Here is a 17,620-nt window from a genome sequence, read left to right as displayed (position 1 = left end):
AAATGATAGAAAAAAATCAGCCTTATCTTATTGGTGAAACGGCTTTTCATCATGAAGGGGATATTCCTTTTTTAAAGACATTAGTAGATCACGGTAAAAACACCAAAATTGATGCTATAAAATTTCATCTTTTATTGGATTTAGATGAGTACTTTGTTAAAAAACACGAGGCCTATGATATTTTGAAAAATTGGCTTTTAACAAAGGAACAATGGCTAGACGTTCTTTCGTATACCAACCAAAAAGGATTAGATACCATTTTGTTATGTAATGACCCTGATTCTGTTGATTTTGCGATTGAAAATTCTGATAAAAACATAATTGCAATAGAGTTGCATGCTACGGGGCTCAATGATTATTTTTTACTGGAGAAGGCATCTAAGTTTAAAGGAACTGTAATTTTGGGAGTTGGAGGATCTTCTATCGATGAGATTTATTACGCAATAACTACACTGAATAATTTAGGACAAGAAGATATTTTCTTAATGTATGGTTTTCAGAATTATCCGACTAGATATGAAGAAATCAACCTTAATAAGATGCTGAAATTAAAGGATTTATTTGATCTCCCTGTAGGATATGCGGATCATACGGATCCCTCAAACCCTTTAAATGAGTATGTGTCCACATTGGGGATGCCATTGGGCATTAACGTGTGTGAAAAACATTTTACACATGCTTTTGGTGAAAAAAGAATTGATGCACAAGCAGCAGTAACCTTAGAACAATTAGCCAATATTAGAGAAATGATGGATGTGGCAAATATTTCACTTGGGGATGGAACATTGGCAATGTCAGATGCCGAATTAAGTTATGGTAATACTGGACCCATGAAAAAGGCGATCGTTGCAAAAACGAAAATTAAAAAAGGAGAGGTGATTTCTCTCGAAAATGTGAGCTTTAAAAGAACTAATGAAAGTACATATATGCTTCAAAGTTTCTTTCCTAGATTGATTGGATTAACCGTTAATAAGGATATTGAAATGGATGATTTTATAGATTTTTCAAATGTAGAGTATGAATTTAGGAAAGAAAACAGTGATCAATTTAAAGCGAATAAATGAAAATAGGTTATTTTATAACAGCAAGATTAAAAAGTAGTAGATTAAAGCAAAAGATCGTACTACCATTAAATGGGCGTAATGTGCTGGATCACGTAATCGAACGATGTAAGTTAGTTCAGAATATAGATGATGTTGTATTATGTACATCAACTAATCCACAGGATGCACCGCTGTATGAGTATGCGCTTAGTCATAAAATTAAGTTTTACGCAGGTTCTGAAGATGACGTGATGGAAAGGCTTTTGGCGGCAGCAAAATACTATGGTTTTGATGCGTTTGTGAGCATAACAGCAGATAATCCATTACATTCTTATTATATAGCAAACACGATGGTTGATTGGTATAAGAAAACGCCTTCGGACTTCATTATCACTTCAGGCTTACCTATCGGGATAGCTCCATATTTTATGAGAACAGAGGCATTAGAGGTAGCGGCAGAAATGAAAAAATATTCTGACACCGAAATTTGGGGGCCATTTGTGAACAGACCAGACTTTTTCAAAATAGGACATTACACTATAGAATCTGACCTTTTTGACCCAGACGTAAGACTTACTTGTGATTACCTGAGAGATTATCAGCTGTTTATATCACTATTTAATAATTTTCCCCAAATGTATAATCCAAGCATTTTTGAAATTTCTAAATTGTTTAAAGATAAAATCGTGGACATAAGTAATTCCAAAATGGTTCAAAGCAGTTTAGAACCTAAATTGATGGAAGAAATAAATAATACGTTTGATAATAATAAAGAAAAAGGAATAAACTATGCCAAAAAGTACGGTATTTCTTTAAATGCAGGGGAGAATCATTTACACTTAAAACTATGATACTAGATACAATAAACAATGCCAGTTTTTATGAAGGTATATCTGAAAATATTGATAAAGCACTTCAATTTTTAAAAAGTACAAATTTTGAAACTTTAGAAACAGGAAGACATGAGATAGATGGAGAACGTGTTTTTGCTTTGGTTTTTGATTATGAAACTCATGAAGAATATGAGGACAAATGGGAAGCTCACAGAAAATATTTTGACATTCAATTTGTAGCAAAAGGAATAGAAAAAATTGCACTAGCAAATATTTTAGAGATGACCTCTGTTACCGAGTACGTTCAAAAAGATGATTATCAGTTGTTTAAAGGTGATGGCGGAAAGTTTATATTGCGAGAAAATGATTTTATTATTTTAGGACCCAATGATGTTCATCAACCAGCAATTCATGTAAAGAACAAAGTTGGTGCGGTTAGAAAAATTGTGGTTAAAGCGATGATCTAGAATATCTGTTTAATGGCTAGAGAAAAACTACTAAAGAACTCACTTATATACACCCTATTTACGTTGCTGCAACGTGGTCTGGGTTTTTTTTTACTTCCATTATATACGATATATCTCTCTAAAGATCAATATGGTGTTTTAAGTATTTTGATGGCCGCAGTTCCCTTTTTTGTGCTTATTGCGGGACTTTCTTTGCGGGGATCTACGTCATTTTATTATTATAAACATAAAGAAGAAGAACAATATTTAAGAAAACTGTTAGGAACCAGTTTTAGTTTCTTACTTATATTCGCATTGGTGCTTACCTCATTTCTATTTCTGGCAAAGGACCTTCTTATTCAGGTTTTTTTCAAGGATATTGAATTTTATCCATATCTGTTTTTGGCATTTTTAAGCGTATTTTTTCAGCCAGCCTATTTTTATTATCAATCGTATCTAAAGGCGAAACAAAAGGCATCCGTTTCAGCTGGATTGGACTTTCTCTATTTTTCGGTTTTAATTTCCTTAACGCTAGTTTTTGTCATCATTTTTAAGATGCAGTCTGAAGGAGTGCTATTGTCACTTGCGACGGCTAATTTTTTGATGATGGTAATTACTTTAATAAAGTTTAGTAAAGAAATAAGCTATTCATTGGATTTTTCAATTTTAAGAAAAGTTCTTAAATATGCTCTCCCAATATTGCCACATAACTTGTTTTCCTGGGCAATGAATTTGGCTGATAGAATTATATTAAATGCTCTTACAACTCTTGAAATGGTTGCTGTTTTTGATATTGGATCGCAAATTGGGAAATTGGTAAATATGATTACTCTTGGTGTGAATTCTGCCTATAGTCCATGGTTCTTTGAACAGGTTAAAATGAATGAAAAGAGCAAACAACGTTTAGCAGATACGGCAGAGAAAATTGTTTTTTTTTATGTTTTTTGTGCAATTGTAGTAAGTTGGTTGGCTCCCGAGGTAATATTTATAATTTCTAAAAATAAGTACCCAACATCGTGGCAAGTGGTCCCTCTGATCGCATTGGCCTTCGTAGTTAATGGGTTTTATTTTTGTTTTAGTAACGTTTTTTTTCTTGATAAAACAAAGATATTACCCCTATTGTCCTTGTTTGGCGCATTGGTTAATATTGGTGTAAATTATATGTTGATTCCGAGATATGGATTTATTGGTGCTGGATTAGCAAGTCTTTCCTCCAAACTGCTGTTTTGTACATTAGCGTATTATGTAAGTCAACGATTCTATGCTATACCTTACAACATAGTAAAGATATCTTTGGTATTTATAGCTGGGAGCTTGTTGAGCTTACTTGTCTATTTGGTACAACCCAAAATAGAAGATTTTAATGTTTGGGTTTCGATACTCGGAAAGACTTCAGTTTTGTTTATTTTTGTTGCACCCTTAATTATTATTAATTACAAAAGGATTAAACAATTTTTAAATTTTAGAAAAGTCTCATAAAGAATGTCGCAAACTAATGAACTTAATACTATTGAATCTGAATATGATGTTTCAGACATCACCTTTAATTCTCTAAGAGTTTGGCCTTTCTTACGACATAAGATTTTCTATGATATTTATAAGAAAAAGTATAATTATAGTGCAAAACTAAGAGTTAGGAACAAGTTTCAGCTTATTAGAAATTTCTTCAGAGGGTTTTATAAATTGTTTATGTTAAGAAGATATGATTTTCTTTTTTTCAATAATGCAGACAAGAGATCTTTGATAAACGGAAAATATTACGATGTTTTTTTTGACGGTATTGCAGATAAGGTAGGTCAGAAAAAAAGTTGTTTTGTAGAATGGGCAATTCACAAACACTATAATTCCAAACAATCTCATTCTTTAAATATTATTTCAGATTTATCTTTCAAACTATTATCTATAATTTATTCATTTTTCGTCACCGTTGATCTTGAAAATGAAGAGGAACTATTAAAGATAAAAAAGGACTATGACCTTACTTTTGATCATAAAAAAGATTTAAAACGATTTTATGGTGAATATAGGTTTTATGATTTTTTATTCAGGTTTATCAGACCCAAAGCAATATTCATTATTTGTAACTATACTAAAGTTCCAATCGTGACTGCTGCAAAAAATAATAATGTATTGGTTTATGAAGCACAACATGGTTTTATAGGAAAAAATCATCAGTTTTATAATTATCATGGTCAATTACCAAAAGAGTCATACCCCGATTTTATGCTAACTTTTGGGAACGAAGAGAAAGATAATTTACATGATCATTTTATATTTAAAAAGAGTGAATTGATCCCAGTTGGAAGTTTTTATTTGGATGAGATTTATAAGAATTATTCAGACGTCGAATTAAACGGGTATAAAGAAAAGTTTGAAGCAGTTTTTTGTGTTACGCTGCAAGGTGTACACGAGGAAGAACTTTTGACTTGGGTGGCAAAACAAGCAAGAAACAATAAAAACCACTTATATATTCTAAGGCCTAAATATTCTGGAAAAAGTTATAAGGAAATAATTGATGAAAACATCTTTTTGTTACCAAAGTATAATATTTATCAAGTTTTAAAATATAGTGATTATAATATTACTATATATTCTACCACAGCTATTGAGGCAATGTATTTTGATGTAAAAACCATTTTTTTTAATATAGATGGACTTTCTGAAAAGTATTTTGATGTAAAGAAATTGAATGCTTTAGTTATCAATGATAGCGATGAGTTAAATATTGAAGAACATCAAATTTCTAAAGAATATAATGGTTATTTTATTAGAAATTATCTAGAAAACTTAGAGAATCTGAAATTAAGTATATAAGTGCACAGACTAATATTTATACTGTTAATAATCCAGCCATTTTTAAATAAGATGACCCAGAAATTTGGGATGGCATTTGATATTTATAATGAATTATTGAGTTTGTTTGTTCTCCTGCTGTTTCTATTGAGAATAGTAAAAAGAAATAGGATATCTACTTTCTTTTTTGTGCCTATTACAATTATTCTTTATATGGCATTTCTCTCCTTGGTAAAGAATAATTATTTTTTGAGCTATGTGCAAATACTAATGTATTCTCAGTTCTTTTTTTATTTTTTTTATTTTTTTTCCTTTCTTCAGGAAGAGAAAGCAAAAATAATTACTGATTTAAAATTAGTTGCTGATAAAGTTTTAGTGTTCGTAATTCTATTAGCTTTTGTAGAATTGTTTTTATCTGATTTTTTCAGGGAGTTTATGGCACTTAAACATTTTGATAGAGGGATTGGAAGATTTTATTTGGTTTCTTTTTTTGGTTCCGGACCAAGTCTGGCAAATTTCACTGCGATATACCTGTTTCTCTGGCATTATTATTACTATGGGTTAGAAAACAAGATTACTAGAAAAGCTAAGGCATTGCTAGTTATGTCTGTAATAATTTGTATTTTGTCTTTTTCGAGAAAAGAAGTTTTTCTTACGTTTCTATTCTTGATATTTTTCCCCTACCCAGGTAGAAGTAAAATTTATTTATGGATTAGAAGAGCAATAACTTTTAGTACAGTACTACTTGGGCTATTTGTTTATTATCAGGTTTTTTTCAGTACCGCAAATAAAGTAGCCTTGAGTTCGAAGTATGTACGTTGGAAAATTGTCGACTATTCTTATACCATTTTGTCGGATAATTTTCCATTTGGTACCGGAGTGGGAACTTTTGGATCCAAAATGTCTCTGGAACTGGATCATATTTATAGGAAGTACAATGTAGGTCCCGAAATGTTAGGGTATAAAAGTACAGGGAGGAGAGGACCCATTTATGATGCTTTTTTATTCACTTTTACAACAGAAATTGGAATTGGGATACTATTGTTTGTCTGTTTTTTTTACTTAATCTATAGATGTAAACCAAACATCCCTAATGCGTTTAACACATATATAAAAAGATATATTGTATTTTATGTATTGTTAATTAGCTTTTTTACACCGGTTTTGGTTAATTCGTTTGGATTTATGGTTGCCGGCCTTTTAGGGGCAATGTGTGGAAATATTAATTTGTTAAGATCAACAAAAAATGCATAAAATAAAGCTAATAATATATTATCTATTGGTATCAAAGTTGCCTCATTCCAGACTGATAAAGTTTTCAAATAGGATAAGAATGTGGTATGTTTCAAAGGTTTTAAGATTAATGCCCTTCGATAAAAACTCCAAGTTCGAATATAACGTATATCTCTCTAATGCAAAAAACGTGCGATTCGGAAAATATGTTAGAATCAATGAGAATGTCTTTCTACAGGGAGAAGTTAGTATTGGAAATTATGTCATGATAGCACCCAACGTATCGGTGTATAGCAACACTCATGTCTATGATGATATAAATGTACCCATGGTTACATGCGGAACTTCAATAACCAAAGAAGTTGTAATTGAAGATGATGTATGGATTGGAAAAGGGGTAGTTATTTTACCAGGGGTTACTATAAAAAAAGGGGCAATAGTTGGAGCAAATTCTGTGGTGACCAAAGATGTTAATAGTTATACTATAGTTGGTGGTGTTCCGGCAAGACTTATAAAAGAACGAAAGTAATACTGGTAGGGATGAGAGAATCTTATAGATTACATATTTTGACCAGCTTAGTTATTGTTTTTTTTATCAATATGTTGTCATATTTTTTTATTTATGACAAAGAGTTTGTTCAAGGTAGTATCGAGATAGATATATCTAGCCAAGAACCTACCGATTATTGGATTGTTTACAAGGAATTTTTTAATGAGAAGAGAGTACTCTCTCCCAGAAAGAAGTTGGCGGGCAAATCTAGATCAATTATAGTAAATATTCCCGAAAATATAGATATAGAGTATGCGGCAATTGCATGGATAGGAGTAAAAGATCAGGCATTTACAATTAATGAAATTAAGATTTCGAATGATCGAAAAACTAAGATTATTGATGATCCTCATAAACTAGTAGATTATAATAGTGTTGGGGCCAAGGCACAGCTATTAAATAACGAGATGGTAATTACCAGTTTAATGGATGGTAATCGATGGGTGATGTTAAAGAATAATGAGGTAATCAATAAAATAAGAAGAGTAAAAAAGAGAAGTATCCTGCCATGGTATGGTAACGTTCTTATTTTTATTTCAATACTTATTTATTTCCTTTATTCGGATCGAAGCGAATTAACGATCAAAGAGATTTTCTCTTATAAGAATGCAAGAGGTATACTTTTGATAATTTGGATGCTACTTTTTCCGTTTTGGCCTGTTAGCTCAACATTATTTTTAGGTGTAGGAGTATTTCTATTTCTAATACATCTGAAGACTTATACAAAAAAGGATATTTTTTTAGAGGTAAAGAAGTACTATTGGCCTTTATTCGTATTCTTTATAGTTCAAGTTATAAAGTTTCTAATGCTTGATTTCTCTGCTAATGAAGGAGAAAGGGTTGTTGATACTTTGGTTATCTTGTTAATGCCGTTTTGTTTTATGTTCATTACAGAAAAGATGCTAAAGTTTATTCTGGATGCAACCAAGATAAGCGTTGCAATCTATACTATTGCCTTTTTAATTACTTCAGTAGATATCTATTATTCTAAGGGAATTTTGACTGGGTTTTCAGAATTTGTAACCTTAAGATTTAATTATTTTTGGCATTCGAGTTATTACGGAGGGTTAATTCTTATGATTTTCTTGACAGATTTTTTTAGCTTAAAAAAACTAGACATAAAACATCTTGCATTATATATCATTTTAGTCTTATTTATTTATCTCACAAAGGCAAGAATAGCAATGTTGCTTTCTTTTTCAGGTGTTTTTTTAATCGTCCTGAAGAATTTAAAATTTTCAAAAAAACAGTTAATTTTTGTTTTCATTTCATCATTTATATTGATTTCATCTGTTGCGATTTATGAAAAAGAATACCTTAAGAGTAAGGTTGAGCAACTTGTAAAAAATGAGGCAAGAAGTTTTATTTGGGAGTCGTCTATTAAATCAATTAAGGAAAAGCCCGTTTTTGGGCATGGTTCTAGTAATGTTCAAAAAGAAGTGTTCAAAAACATTAGACCGGATAAAAATTTGAAGTTTAGAGAATATAACTCACACAATCAGTTTTTGGAAACATTAACAGGTATGGGTATCATAGGGCTATTATCTTTATTGCTTATATTGGTTTATCCTTTTAAAGTTGCCAATAACAAGTTTATAATGAGTTATTGTGTGCTGATAACGGTTCTTTTTATTTTTGAATCATTCATATCAAGACAGGCAGGGATAAATTTATTTGTTTTTTGGTATTGCTTATTTCTAAACTATAAGATGAATAAAGATTGATTTCTGTTCAAAAAATAATGACATAAAATTTAATCATGGATAATATAAGATTCTTAAATAATAAAAGGATTTTTGCTTTTACCAGCAAGGATCAAATGCTGGATTATATCGATGGTAAAAAGAAGATTTTAGTTGCGTTAAATGCAGAAAAATTAAATAGAAAGGAAAGCCCATTGGATGATATTATTAATAGAAATATTGGCTACCCCGATGGAGTAGGAGCGGTATTAGCTCTTAAAAGAAAAGGATTAAAAAGTATTAAGATTGCCGGTGCAGAGTTTTGGTTAGATATTATTGAGAGATATTCAAGTTCCAAATCATTTTATTTAATAGGTTCCAAGGAAGAAGTTATCCAAAAGACAATTACAAAATTAAAAGAAGATTTTCCTGATGTAAATATTGTAGGATATAGAAACGGATATTTTAAACCGGAAGACGAGGCGAAATTAATTCAGGATTTTAAAAAGAAAAAACCAAAGGTAATATTTGTTGCCATGGGAAGTCCAAAACAGGAATATTTATTAGCTGGATTTTTGGAGGAATATCCAGCTTTATATATGGGCTTAGGTGGTAGTTTTGATGTATATTGCGGTCTAAAAAATAGGGCTCCAAGAGTATATCAAAAATTTGGACTAGAATGGCTTTACAGACTTTTAAAAGAGCCGACAAGATGGAGGAGGCAAGTAAACCTTCTAGCATTTGCTATTAAAATAATATTCAATAAAATATAAAAAGGCTTTATAATGTAGTCTCTTTATTTCTAACCATTATTATACTAACTGGTTGTGAGAAAGATGTAGATTATAGAAATATTCTATTTCTTCTTTAATATTTATTACTTTTATACCCACAAAATTTAGAAAATTTGCAGTTATATTTTCCTATTCTATTTTTTATTGGAGCTTATGCTCTTACGTATTTTACAATACCTAAAATTATTGGTGTTGTAGAGTATAAAAACTTAATGGACAACCCGAATATTAGAAGCTCACATGTTAAGAAAACACCAACTTTAGGTGGGGTTTCTTTTTTTTACACTTTGATATTTGCCTTGTTTTTTCTTCATAATTGGGATCAATACGATGAAGCTATTTTTTTTGTACCAGGTTTGACCATTCTTTTTATTGTAGGATTAAAGGATGATTTATTAGTACTTTCTCCTTATACCAAATTAGCTGCACAATTGGCAGCAATTCTTTTTATTCTAAGTAACGAAAGCTTCAGAATTACATCATTAAATGGATTTTTGGGAATATATGAAATCCCTATTTATGTGTATTATTTGGTAGGCGGATTTATGATGTTAACTATTATAAATGCTTACAATTTGATTGATGGTATAGATGGACTGGCATCTATTGTTGGAATTGTCATCTTAGTAATTTACACTACCATTTTTTATTTAACAGAAGAATATTTTTACGTTCTTGTTTCATTGGCCTTAAATGGATCACTTATTGCTTTTTTAAGTTATAATTTATCTTCTAGTAAAAAGATTTTTATGGGTGATACAGGTTCATTAATTGTTGGTTTTATTATAAGTACCTTAACGCTTAAATTTTTAGCATTATCTCCAGAATCCTATAATAACTTGCCATTTCTTTTAGAAAATATACCTTTGATAGCCATTAGCATACTGATTGTTCCGTTATTTGATACTGCTAGGGTATTTACAATAAGAGTAGCTAACAAAAAAAGCCCATTTTCGCCAGATAGGAACCATACACATCATATACTTTTAGATACTTTTAAATTATCACATAGACAAGCAAGTTTTATTATCGGTGGCTTTAACCTGATTTTTGTAATATTAATGATAATTTTAGGTAGTACATCATATAATTTTTATTTGGTTCTTTTTCTTATAACCTTTGTTATAATTATGGCTTATCTTTTTTATCGATTTGATTATAGTTTTACTAATATTAAAAGGAAAATTTTATTTAAAAGGAGAGTGGATAGGATAAAAGATGGTGTCCTAAAACAAAAAGACTACTCTGATAAGAATGATAAAGGAAAATCATAGAGTTAATGAGGAATACTAATTTCTGATTTTTGCTGTTAATACTGATATTACGAAAATAAATGAATGTCTCATCCAAAGACCTAAAATACTTCTTTTCGGGATCTGCTTTTCTTGGGGTGAGTAGTTTATATGGTTTAGTAATCCCCGTGATTATTATTCCATACCTAATTAAAGTGATTGGCCTCGGTAATTATGGATTGTCGGTAGTAGCATTTTCAACCACTTTTTTTTTGTCATTGATTATTGATTATGGATATGCAATTTCTGGAGTAAATAGCTTGTCAAAAAGCAGAACAGATTCAGAAAAAAGTGCTATTATCATAAAAGCATTATATACCAAAGCTATTTTGTTTTTTAGTATAAGTCTACTGTTTTTATTGCTAATGACATTGATACCTTATCTTAGAGTACACGCTACATTATTTTTGTTGTCTCTTTTGATTCCTTTTTCTTCCATTTTAAACCTTAACTGGGCGCTGCAAGGACTTCAATTAATCAAAGGGTTAAGTTTTGTAACGATACTAAATAAAACCATATATCTATTTGGAATTTTTTTTATGATTAAAAACCCCGAAGACTATATATACATCAACTTTATTTTTGGTGCAGGTATCCTAATCAGTGGTTTTATTTCTCTCTTTTTAATTAAGAGAAAGGTTAATTTAAGATGGGTTGGATTTTCGTTTAACGAATTGCTTATAGAAATCGAAGGAAGTGCGCACTATTTTGTGTCAAACATTAGCGTATATATATCCACTAGTTTGTACCCTATCATCCTCAGTCTTTTTGCTACCAATGAGATTGTAGGAGTTTTTGCTGCTGTAGAAAAGATATATAACGTAATGCGGGCGCCTTTTTCTATTTATATTAATTTGATGCTTCCTAGGATTTCAGAGATGATAGAGAAATCTAAACATCAGGCAGTTCGGCTCATAAAAAAGACCTATTTTTTTGTGGTGTTGTTCATGCTGATAGCGCTTTTTTTAGTATGGAATTTTCAACAACCGATAATAGCATATTTTGTAGAGGACTATATGGTATTATCAACACGTTTACTCCATTTAGCCTTACTAGGTCTAGTTATTGTAATTTTTAATTGTCCTGTTTATTTGTTGCTGTTAGCAATGGATGAGAAAAAAGCAATAATGAGGACATTTCTATCCATTCCGTTGATAGGTATGTTGACCTGCTTGCTAGCGGCAAAATTTTATGGCGCAGAGGGTGTATTCTATACGGTATTATTTGTTGAACTACTATACGTTATATCTCTTCAGTGGTTATATTATAGAATCGCTAAAAACACGAAGTAGGAGGGCAATTCAATTTGTCTTATTACGTTACCAAGTATGTTGTTTAAAAAGTATATTTTTGGCTTTAGATTGTTTACCAGTCGCCAATTCAGTTGGAGATAGAAGTAATATGACTTGGTTTGAAAAGAGATACTTGTGAAGTTTGCCATAGCAAACAATGAAAAATATTGAACACGAGAGAAATTATGTTCGGAATAGAATAGGTCATTTAAGCAATTATTATTCTTTTACAGGAGAAATAAATAGAGGTTTAAAAAATTGATCAAAAACCAAACAAAAAGGTAAAGTTTAGATTAGTGAAATATTACAGAATTCGTTTTGATTAAGTAGTTTGTACAAAATTATTAAATTTATTATTTTATGTTAGAAGAGGTATATTTAGAAAAGGAGCGTGAGTATTTTTCTAACGTCAGAATGGATATTGTTGATTTTATTAAAGACCGCAAGAATTTAAAAATCCTTGAAATAGGAGGGGGCAAAGGAAATACATTATTATACCTTAAAGAAAAAGGAATTGCATCTGAAATCCATTTAATAGATATTGTAGACATCACGGAACATAAAGATAAGTTCGACTCCATTAAAATTTTAGATATTGAAAATAATCTCCCAGATGGATTTACTAAATATGATATTATAATTTTAGCAGATGTTTTAGAACATTTAAAAATGCCAGAAGATGTTGTTTATAAATTAAAAGAATATTTAGTAGATAACGGAAGTTTTTTGGTTAGTTTACCGAATATAAGACACTATTCTGCTCTTGTAAAAATTTTCATAAAAGGTAGTTTTAAATATGAAGATGAAGGTATTTTTGATAGAACACATTTTAGATTTTTTTGTAAATCCGATATGATTGCTTTATTTAATTCTCAGAAAGATTTAAAGATTAAAGCTATAGTGCCAAATAATAAGATTATAAAATCTAAAGCAACAATCATAAATAAGATTACGTTAGGCTTGCTAACACAGTTTTTTACTTCTCAATTTTTGTTCAGAATTAAAAAGGAAGGATAATAATTTGTTGTTATTATATTGAAATACAAATTCTACATACTGATTGTTAACTATAATGGCTACCAAGATACAATTGAGTGTCTCGAATCCTTATATCACTTAGGAAACCAAAATTTTCAAACTATTGTTATAGACAATAGTAATTTAGATAACGACTTTGATCACTTGAGGGCTTGGGCTAATGGTGAAATGAGTTTTGAAAGCGATACCAATTTCCCTCAGTATGTAAAACCCTTAGTAAACAAACCAATAGATTATATTTCACTGCAGGAGGAAAAGTTGGAAAAACAGGTTTTTGGTGAGAAACTCCTTATTGTAAAAGCGAAAGAAAACAAAGGTTTTGCGGTTGCAAATAATATTGCACTTCGTTATATACAAAAATTTGGATCTTCGGATGATTATATCTGGCTACTTAATAATGACACTGTTGTTGCTTCTGATACAATGAATCAAATAAAGGAGCAATTAAAAAGAATTTCGAGAGAAGAAATAGAAAGCACTTTATTTGGAACACCCTTACGTGAGTATTACGAACCCATAAAAATTCAAACAATTGGAGGAAAGTATCACAGGTTATCAGGTATTACATCGCATATAGGAGAGGGTTTATCATATACCGATGATTTTAAAATCGATAATTACAAAATTGATTACCCTATTGGTGCCTCTATGATATTTTCCATGGCTTTTTTAAGACAAGTGGGATTGATGAATGAAGAATATTTTCTCTTCTTTGAAGAATTAGATTGGGTCGAAAGAGCAAAAAAAATTGGAGGTAAAACATCAATAATACCTGTTTTTGGAGTATTTCATAAACACGGAAAATCAACATTATCTAAAAATAAGAAGCAAAAAACGGAATTCATCGATTTATTATCCTTACGTAATAGAATATTGTTTTCACGAAAGTATTTTAAAAACTATTTATGGACTGTAAAATTATTTATCTTAACCGTTACGGTGTTGAAAAGGATATTTTCTGGTAACTTTGGTCGAATTCCAAAGATTATAAAATTGATATTTACTACCTAATAAGTTTGGAGAAGAAAAACATTATATTCAACACACTGGTCCTTTTATTTTTGACCTTTTGCATTCAGTTTACGGATCTAAAAATTGGTCTGATTAAGGTGACAGAATTATTGGTTTTAGGGGTTACTCCATTCGTATTACTGGGTAGATTAAATAAGTATGTAAGCTATTTCTTATTTTTCTTTACAGGAGCTGTCCTTATTTCTTTATTGGTAACAAGTCACTTAAGTTTTACATATTTGGAACCGTCATTCCTAAAAAGGCCTTACTGGATCACAATAGGAAGATATATAGAAATTATTAGCTGTTTGATGTTATGTAATATTGTGTTTTTATATTTTCAATCTTTAAAAAAGAAAGGAGAATTTACGTTTTATCTATCTAAATTTATTGATTTAAATATAGCAATAACGGTATTATTTGCCTTTATATATCTTTTGGTAATCTTTAATATCATCTCCATAAATGATACGCGCTTAGTATATGGTTGGGATATCAGACTTAGAGGGTATTTTGTAGAGGGTGGCCCATACGGATTGATGCTCAGTTTTATTTTTATATTATCCAGCTTATTAAAGGATAGAAAAGGAATAATTATTAGAAGAATTTTTTTATTTATTGTAATCGTTTTTATGGCGCAATCAAAAGCAGGAACACTTTGTTGTGTTGTATGGTTGGGTGTAGAAAATTTTGGGTTAGTAAAAGATAAATTGAAACCAATTTTACTTCCAGCGGTCATTGTATTTTTGATAGGATTTTTCTTTTTGTTTAAGAACATAAGTCATATGTACATTGACCATTTTGATAATATTAAAGTTTCTGTAAAAGAAAGACCTAATGATCCTAATCTGGTACTGGGTAGAATCCCAGGATTTTTTATAGCACCTAAAATTATTCAAGAAAATCCAATTTTTGGTATAGGAATTGGTAATTATCCATTAATCCGTAATAATAAAGAGTATCGTGGTATTTTTCCGTTACCACCAAAAAAAATTAGGAATTTAGATGCCCATGGATACGGAGGTATCGTGGACATACTAGTTGATAATGGTGTTTTAGGGGTTTTAGTATTTTTTAGTATTCTGGGTATTATCTTTAAAAGGATTAGAGTACAGAATGGAAAAACGGTATTATTGATAGGGTTTGTGTTGCTTTTTATATTTGGAGTACAGATCCATTTTATGTATCCCTGGATATTACTTGGGTTAGCTTTAACAGGAATCTCTGAAACCAATGGGAACACTTTGGACGATCCTTCTTCAAAATTGAAAATATTAGGACAATGAAACTGGTTATAGATGTTAGGTTAATTAATAACTCAGGAATTGGAACCTATATTAAAAATATTATTCCTTCTATTGTAGATTATTTTGACGACGTTGTTGTATTAGGTGATCCCGATATAATCAGTCAGTTCAATTGGAGTCGAAATGTAAAAATTATTCCATTTCGAGCTAAAGTTTATTCCATTTCGGAGCAGTTGCTTTATCCAAGGCGAATTCCTGTTTGTGATGTGTTTTGGGTTCCTCATTTTAATGCACCTTTATTACCTGTAAGAAGTGTTAAAAAAATGGTAACTATACATGATGTTAATCACCTATCAAATCCAAGGTATTTTTCTTATATAAAGAGGCTTTGGGCTAAAATACTATATAAAAATGCAGCCAAACGAAGTAATAAAATATGTACTGTTTCTGAGTTTTCCAAATCAGAAATTCTAAAACATTTTTCCATAGATTCTTCTAAAATAAACGTTATTTATGGTGGTGTAGATCAAAGTTTCGCAAATAAAAAAACAGGTAAAATTGATATGATCTTACCTTTGAATTATTTTTTGTTCGTAGGTAATGTTAAACCACATAAAAACCTTATCATTTTATTAAAAGCATATAATCAACTCAAAACAGAACTAAAGGAAATATATAAGCTTGTTATCTTAGGAAGAAAAGATGGTTTTATAACACAGGATACAGAGATTTTTAATTATATAGAGGATCACGATTTAATTGAAAATATCCATTTTACGGGTTATGTGCCAGATAATCAGGTTTCAGAGGCATATAGAAATGCTACATTATTTATATTTCCGTCCTTGTACGAAGGTTTTGGCCTACCTTTATTGGAAGCAATGGCTTGTGAGGTACCAGTATTAAGTTCTGATAAAGCAAGTTTACCAGAAGTAGGAGGAGACGCTGTACTGTATTTTGATCCCAATGATCCCTTTAACTTAAAAGAACAAATAATCAGATTGCTATCAGATGATAAGCTAAGATTAGAACTGAAACAAAAGGGATTACAGCAGATTAAAAATTTTGATTGGAAATTTTCTATAAAAAAACATATAGCGATTCTTAAAAAACTAGGATGAGTATAGAGGTTACATCATATTATGAGAAGTTGCATTTTTTTTTAATTTGTGCCTTATCATTTTTTCCAATTCTTCCAAGAGGTGTCCATAGTACATTAATAATTATAGTGACTGTCTTAGCTTTATTATATTTTTTATTAAATGGAAGAAAATTTTGGACTACTAAAAAAACATTGCGGTTAATAAGTTTAGGTTCCTTGAGTGTTATTTATATAGGGAGCTTATTTCATTTGGATAATTTTGACTCTGGAGCTAAGATGATTGTTCGTACTGCCCCAATTTTGCTTTTACCTTTTTCATTCTTGCTTCTTAATATACAATATTGGAATAAGCAAAAGCTTAAGATTGTACTTTATCTATATATAGCTGTTAATTTTCTATTACTGTCATATTTGCATATCTCTTTTTTTGAAATAATTTACTATTCTAAAATTACTTCTTGGGAAATAAGAAGTATTATAGAGGAATCTATCGATGTACATGGAACTTACTTATCTTTATGGATCAGTTTCGCAGTTTTGAGTACACTCTGGTTATTGTTTAAAACTAATAAAAGTAAAATTATCATAGGAATAAAGGTTTTATTGATGATTTACTTTTTGTATTGGTTATATATCCTTGGAGCTAGAATGCCTTTATTTGGTACTACTATTGCCTTTGCGTGGCTGCTTCTGTCATTATTAAAGGTTTCAAGAAAACATATTTTGTTGATATTCTCATTATTGCTTTTTACGGGGTCATTAGTTTTTTGGAAGCCAGTTTTAGAGAAAATTCAGGAAGTTAAAAATTATGAAAACGCTATCCCGCCAGGAAAATATGAGAACACTTACCCATTAATATCCAATGAAGACATAAGAAGTGTTATTTATTATTGCGCTTCACAAAAAATCATTCAAAAACCAATATTTGGTTATGGAATTGGTAATGTGAATATTGAATTACAACAATGTTATGACTTAGAATTTGGTTATACCGATCTTTTTACTAGGTTTCATTTTAATTCACACAGTCAGTACCTACAGGTTTTTTTAGCAGCAGGGATAGTAGGATTGTTGGCATATCTCTTGTCGGTTTTTTTATGGATTCGATGGTCTTTAATAAAACTCTATATACCCTTTTTACTATTAACTTTTCTTTGTCTTGTGTTTGAGAATATATTGAGTAGACATGACGGAGTCATTTTTTTTAGTTTTTTTAATTCGATTCTGTTTTTCTCAGAAAACAAAGAAAATTGATATTCAAAAG

Annotated in this window: 16 protein-coding genes; all 16 read left to right on the top strand. The window is 30.2% G+C overall.

Translation table 11 applies throughout. The features are described from left to right. The first annotated feature begins 2 nt into the window (after window positions 1-2). Window positions 3-1,064, top strand: a complete 1,062-nt coding sequence (locus Q0921_RS17285) for an N-acetylneuraminate synthase family protein (RefSeq protein WP_299259069.1) — start codon at window positions 3-5, stop codon at window positions 1,062-1,064. After that, window positions 1,061-1,894: an NTP transferase domain-containing protein gene (locus Q0921_RS17280; RefSeq protein WP_299259067.1), complete on the top strand. Its 834-nt coding sequence runs from the start codon at window positions 1,061-1,063 to the stop codon at window positions 1,892-1,894. Before Q0921_RS17285 ends, Q0921_RS17280 begins: the two co-directional genes overlap by 4 nt. Beyond that, the gene (locus tag Q0921_RS17275; protein WP_299259066.1) at window positions 1,891-2,343 is read left to right on the top strand and encodes a YhcH/YjgK/YiaL family protein; all 453 of its coding nucleotides are present in this window, start codon (window positions 1,891-1,893) and stop codon (window positions 2,341-2,343) included. The genes Q0921_RS17280 and Q0921_RS17275 overlap by 4 nt, the downstream gene beginning before the upstream one ends. A 12-nt stretch (window positions 2,344-2,355) precedes the next feature. Further along, window positions 2,356-3,801, top strand: a complete 1,446-nt coding sequence (locus Q0921_RS17270; RefSeq protein ID WP_299259064.1) for an oligosaccharide flippase family protein — start codon at window positions 2,356-2,358, stop codon at window positions 3,799-3,801. A gap of 3 nt (window positions 3,802-3,804) precedes the next feature. Continuing rightward, entirely contained in the window at window positions 3,805-5,136 is a 1,332-nt protein-coding gene (locus Q0921_RS17265) for a hypothetical protein (protein WP_299259062.1), read from the top strand. Window positions 5,137-5,328: 192 nt separating this feature from the next. Further along, window positions 5,329-6,369, top strand: coding sequence for a hypothetical protein (locus Q0921_RS17260; RefSeq protein ID WP_299259060.1), 1,041 nt, complete (start codon window positions 5,329-5,331; stop codon window positions 6,367-6,369). A gap of 79 nt (window positions 6,370-6,448) precedes the next feature. Continuing rightward, window positions 6,449-6,877, top strand: a complete 429-nt coding sequence (locus Q0921_RS17255; protein ID WP_299259058.1) for a DapH/DapD/GlmU-related protein — start codon at window positions 6,449-6,451, stop codon at window positions 6,875-6,877. 11 nt (window positions 6,878-6,888) lie between these two features. Then, the gene (locus tag Q0921_RS17250) at window positions 6,889-8,622 is read left to right on the top strand and encodes an O-antigen ligase (protein ID WP_299259056.1); all 1,734 of its coding nucleotides are present in this window, start codon (window positions 6,889-6,891) and stop codon (window positions 8,620-8,622) included. A 35-nt stretch (window positions 8,623-8,657) separates the two neighbouring features. Beyond that, a complete protein-coding gene (locus tag Q0921_RS17245) occupies window positions 8,658-9,353 on the top strand; it encodes a WecB/TagA/CpsF family glycosyltransferase (protein WP_299259054.1) in 696 nt (231 codons plus the stop codon). 134 nt (window positions 9,354-9,487) lie between these two features. Then, a complete protein-coding gene (locus Q0921_RS17240) occupies window positions 9,488-10,648 on the top strand; it encodes a glycosyltransferase family 4 protein (protein ID WP_299259052.1) in 1,161 nt (386 codons plus the stop codon). 59 nt (window positions 10,649-10,707) lie between these two features. Beyond that, window positions 10,708-11,958, top strand: a complete 1,251-nt coding sequence (locus Q0921_RS17235) for an oligosaccharide flippase family protein (protein ID WP_299259050.1) — start codon at window positions 10,708-10,710, stop codon at window positions 11,956-11,958. A gap of 360 nt (window positions 11,959-12,318) precedes the next feature. Then, on the top strand, window positions 12,319-12,975 hold the full coding sequence (locus Q0921_RS17230) for a class I SAM-dependent methyltransferase (protein ID WP_299259048.1): 657 nt from the start codon (window positions 12,319-12,321) through the stop codon (window positions 12,973-12,975). Between the two features lie 18 nt (window positions 12,976-12,993). Then, on the top strand, window positions 12,994-14,007 hold the full coding sequence (locus Q0921_RS17225; RefSeq protein WP_299259046.1) for a glycosyltransferase family 2 protein: 1,014 nt from the start codon (window positions 12,994-12,996) through the stop codon (window positions 14,005-14,007). Between the two features lie 98 nt (window positions 14,008-14,105). Further along, window positions 14,106-15,293: an O-antigen ligase gene (locus Q0921_RS17220; RefSeq protein WP_299259044.1), complete on the top strand. Its 1,188-nt coding sequence runs from the start codon at window positions 14,106-14,108 to the stop codon at window positions 15,291-15,293. After that, on the top strand, window positions 15,290-16,375 hold the full coding sequence (locus Q0921_RS17215) for a glycosyltransferase family 1 protein (RefSeq protein WP_299259042.1): 1,086 nt from the start codon (window positions 15,290-15,292) through the stop codon (window positions 16,373-16,375). The genes Q0921_RS17220 and Q0921_RS17215 overlap by 4 nt, the downstream gene beginning before the upstream one ends. Next, window positions 16,372-17,610, top strand: a complete 1,239-nt coding sequence (locus Q0921_RS17210; RefSeq protein WP_299259040.1) for an O-antigen ligase — start codon at window positions 16,372-16,374, stop codon at window positions 17,608-17,610. The genes Q0921_RS17215 and Q0921_RS17210 overlap by 4 nt, the downstream gene beginning before the upstream one ends. The last annotated feature ends 10 nt before the right edge of the window (window positions 17,611-17,620 follow it).

The organism is uncultured Aquimarina sp., assembly GCF_947496855.1.
Classification (GTDB): Bacteria; Bacteroidota; Bacteroidia; order Flavobacteriales; family Flavobacteriaceae; genus Aquimarina.
Note: the sequence above shows the minus strand (reverse complement) of the source record. Positions and strands in the feature narration are given on the sequence as shown.

Excerpts from the sequence above, each read along its gene's own strand:
- Q0921_RS17285 (WP_299259069.1), top strand. The coding sequence starts at position 3 with ATGATAGAAAAAAATCAGCCTTATCTTATTGGTGAAACGGCTTTTCAT.
- Q0921_RS17280 (WP_299259067.1), top strand. The coding sequence starts at position 1,061 with ATGAAAATAGGTTATTTTATAACAGCAAGATTAAAAAGTAGTAGATTA.
- Q0921_RS17275 (WP_299259066.1), top strand. The coding sequence starts at position 1,891 with ATGATACTAGATACAATAAACAATGCCAGTTTTTATGAAGGTATATCT.
- Q0921_RS17270 (WP_299259064.1), top strand. The coding sequence starts at position 2,356 with ATGGCTAGAGAAAAACTACTAAAGAACTCACTTATATACACCCTATTT.
- Q0921_RS17265 (WP_299259062.1), top strand. The coding sequence starts at position 3,805 with ATGTCGCAAACTAATGAACTTAATACTATTGAATCTGAATATGATGTT.
- Q0921_RS17260 (WP_299259060.1), top strand. The coding sequence starts at position 5,329 with ATGGCATTTCTCTCCTTGGTAAAGAATAATTATTTTTTGAGCTATGTG.
- Q0921_RS17255 (WP_299259058.1), top strand. The coding sequence starts at position 6,449 with ATGTGGTATGTTTCAAAGGTTTTAAGATTAATGCCCTTCGATAAAAAC.
- Q0921_RS17250 (WP_299259056.1), top strand. The coding sequence starts at position 6,889 with ATGAGAGAATCTTATAGATTACATATTTTGACCAGCTTAGTTATTGTT.
- Q0921_RS17245 (WP_299259054.1), top strand. The coding sequence starts at position 8,658 with ATGGATAATATAAGATTCTTAAATAATAAAAGGATTTTTGCTTTTACC.
- Q0921_RS17235 (WP_299259050.1), top strand. The coding sequence starts at position 10,708 with ATGAATGTCTCATCCAAAGACCTAAAATACTTCTTTTCGGGATCTGCT.
- Q0921_RS17230 (WP_299259048.1), top strand. The coding sequence starts at position 12,319 with ATGTTAGAAGAGGTATATTTAGAAAAGGAGCGTGAGTATTTTTCTAAC.
- Q0921_RS17215 (WP_299259042.1), top strand. The coding sequence starts at position 15,290 with ATGAAACTGGTTATAGATGTTAGGTTAATTAATAACTCAGGAATTGGA.
- Q0921_RS17210 (WP_299259040.1), top strand. The coding sequence starts at position 16,372 with ATGAGTATAGAGGTTACATCATATTATGAGAAGTTGCATTTTTTTTTA.